Origin of the sequence: Streptomyces sp. NPDC029216, assembly GCF_040648015.1 — a bacterium.
Taxonomy (GTDB): Bacteria; Actinomycetota; Actinomycetes; order Streptomycetales; family Streptomycetaceae; genus Streptomyces.
Map to the genome: position 1 here is coordinate 1 of NZ_JBEZWL010000295.1, position 2269 is coordinate 2269.

At 67.7% G+C, this 2269-nt stretch carries 1 protein-coding gene and 1 pseudogene; both read left to right on the plus strand.

Annotated elements, in window-relative coordinates; genetic code table 11:
- Window positions 1-706: 706 nt before the first annotated feature.
- Window positions 707-1099 carry a hypothetical protein gene (locus AB0F18_RS39075; RefSeq protein WP_362070269.1) on the plus strand — a complete coding sequence of 131 codons (393 nt, stop codon included), beginning with the start codon at window positions 707-709 and terminating at the stop codon, window positions 1097-1099.
- Window positions 1078-2269, plus strand: a pseudogene (locus AB0F18_RS39080) (hypothetical protein); the annotation flags it as partial. The gene AB0F18_RS39075 and the pseudogene AB0F18_RS39080, both read left to right, overlap by 22 nt.

Consider the following 2269-nt stretch of genomic DNA (forward strand, 5'->3'; position numbering starts at 1 on the left):
ACGAACGCAAAGCCGACCACTTCCTCGCCTTCACCAGCATCGCCTGCACCCTCATCTGCTACCGAAGACTGGCCAAATGAGATGACGTCTAAGGACTGCGCGAGCTTCGGACCCGGCGACTGTGTGCTGCGCAGTTTCACTGGTCCGCGACAACCGCCGAACCTGTCGCCGGTCAGTGGAACTGAGCAGTTGTCACGCTTCTGGCCTGGGGTTGTGCAGTTTGGCTGAGCGGGTTGACGGCTGGCTGGCTCACTGAATCTGGGCAGGAAGTGATGCTGCCATTCGTCTGACCTGCGGAGTTCCTAGCTTCGGGTCCGGCTGCGCAGATTGGTTGAGTACTGCGCAGTTTCACTGATCCTCGACACGCGACACCAGCTATCGCTGCACCAGGTGTGGTGCCCCGCCTCGCTTCCCGAGTTAATCCGGGCTCTAAATTGAGTCAAAAGGACAGAGGGCCGGGTGAGCTCAGCGGTTCCGCGGGTGGGGAATCTCGGTGAGCAGGTCCGTCCCACCTCCGAGCGTCAGGTGGGTGAAGTTGCTCCGGTCCGGTGGACGCGGTCGGGCCTGTGTCGTGTCGGCGAGTTGCCGGCAGGGGATCGTGGTCGGCTGGCTTCGGTCATACCCCGCCGAACCGCGCTGGTGGCGGCCTGTGCGAAGCCCGCTCACGTGGGGTGCTCGCCTGCCGCAATAGACAGAGGAGACTCTGATGTCCCGGCAGAATCTTCGAGCGAAGGCTTCTTTCCTCGGTGTCCGACGATCGGGCCCCGCCCGGCTCTTGGCCGCAGTCGGTCTGGCGGCCACGGCTGGAATCGCATTGCCCGGACCGGTGGCCCACGCTGTCACCGTGGCCGTGCGGTGCTCGGTCCCTGACCTTGTCGAGGCGATCAACGCGGCGAACAGCTCACCGGGCGCCGACACCATCCGCCTGGCCCACAAGTGCACCTACGAGCTGACGGCCGCCGACCCTGGAAACACCGCCAACGGCCTGCCGGCCATCACCAGCGACATCACCATCGACGGCAACGGCGCGACGATCACGCGCGCACCCGTTCCGCCCCGGAATTCCGCATCCTTTTCGTGGACGAGGCGGGCACCCTGACCCTCAACAAGGCCACCATCAGCGGCGGCCGGGCAACGGACTGCCCCCTCGCTCCCGGTCAGGGGGTCTGCGGCGGTGGCATCAACAACCAAGGCACGCTGACGGTGAACCACAGCCGGGTGGTCCACAACGCCGCCGACACTGCCAGGGACGGCATCTTCGTGGAGGGCGGCGGCATCGACAGCGACGGCACGGCCACCGTGAACGACACTGAAGTCAGCCACAACACCGCCATCTACTCGGGCACCACCGGAACCAGCGCCGACGGCGGCGGGATCGCCAACGACGGCCCGTTGACCCTCAACCGCAGCCGAGTGACGGACAACACCATCGGCGTCACCGCGAACACCGGCAGCTTCGCGTTCGGTGCCGGCCACGCCGCTTTCGCCCTCACGACGATCAAGCACAGCACCATCAGCCACAATCACGCCAGCGCCCCGGGCGGCACCGCGCTTGCCGCACTGGCCACGGGCAGCCCGCTACCGGGCGAGACGACCACCCTGACCGTGACCGACAGCGTCATCGCCGACAACACTGCCAGCGCCCCGGGCGGCTTCGCCGTCGGCGGCGGAGTCGGGACCAACTTCTCCATGTTGTTGACCCGCACCCGTATCATCGGCAACACCGTCACCGCCGAGGGCGGCACCGCCCGGGGTGGTGGGATCCACGTCGGCCGCACCGGTGAGCTCACCCTGACCAGCAGCACCGTGCGGGGCAACGCTGCTCGCGCCTCTGGCGGCACGGCCCGGGGTGGCGGCATCAGCAACGCCACCGGCGGCTCCGTGACGACTGATCAGTCGTATATCAGCAAGAACGAAGCCGAGGCTCCGGACGGCGGCGCAGCCCAGGGCGGCGGCCTCTTCCACGCCGTCGGTTCCACGACTCTGAAGAAGAGCACCGTTACCGGCAACAGGGCCGCCGACGGTGGCGGCAGGTCCGTGCCGCTGGCGTCCGCGGAGCGGGCTGGTCCTGGAGGCGGAGCCGGAAGGACCCCCTGGGGTCGGGGAGCGAAGCGTACCGACCCAACGGGCCGGAGGCCCGAACCCCGTGAAACGGGGTTACTCAGGCCTGCGGAGCAGGCCGTTCGGCTGGAGCGAAGCGCAAGCCGAACAAAGTCCGAAGCGAAGCGTAGGACTCCGGCCCGACGGGCCGGCTCTGGCTCGGCGAAGC

Bases quoted from the DNA above. Each gene is read 5' to 3' on its own strand.
- AB0F18_RS39075 (WP_362070269.1), top strand. From the start codon at position 707: ATGTCCCGGCAGAATCTTCGAGCGAAGGCTTCTTTCCTCGGTGTCCGA.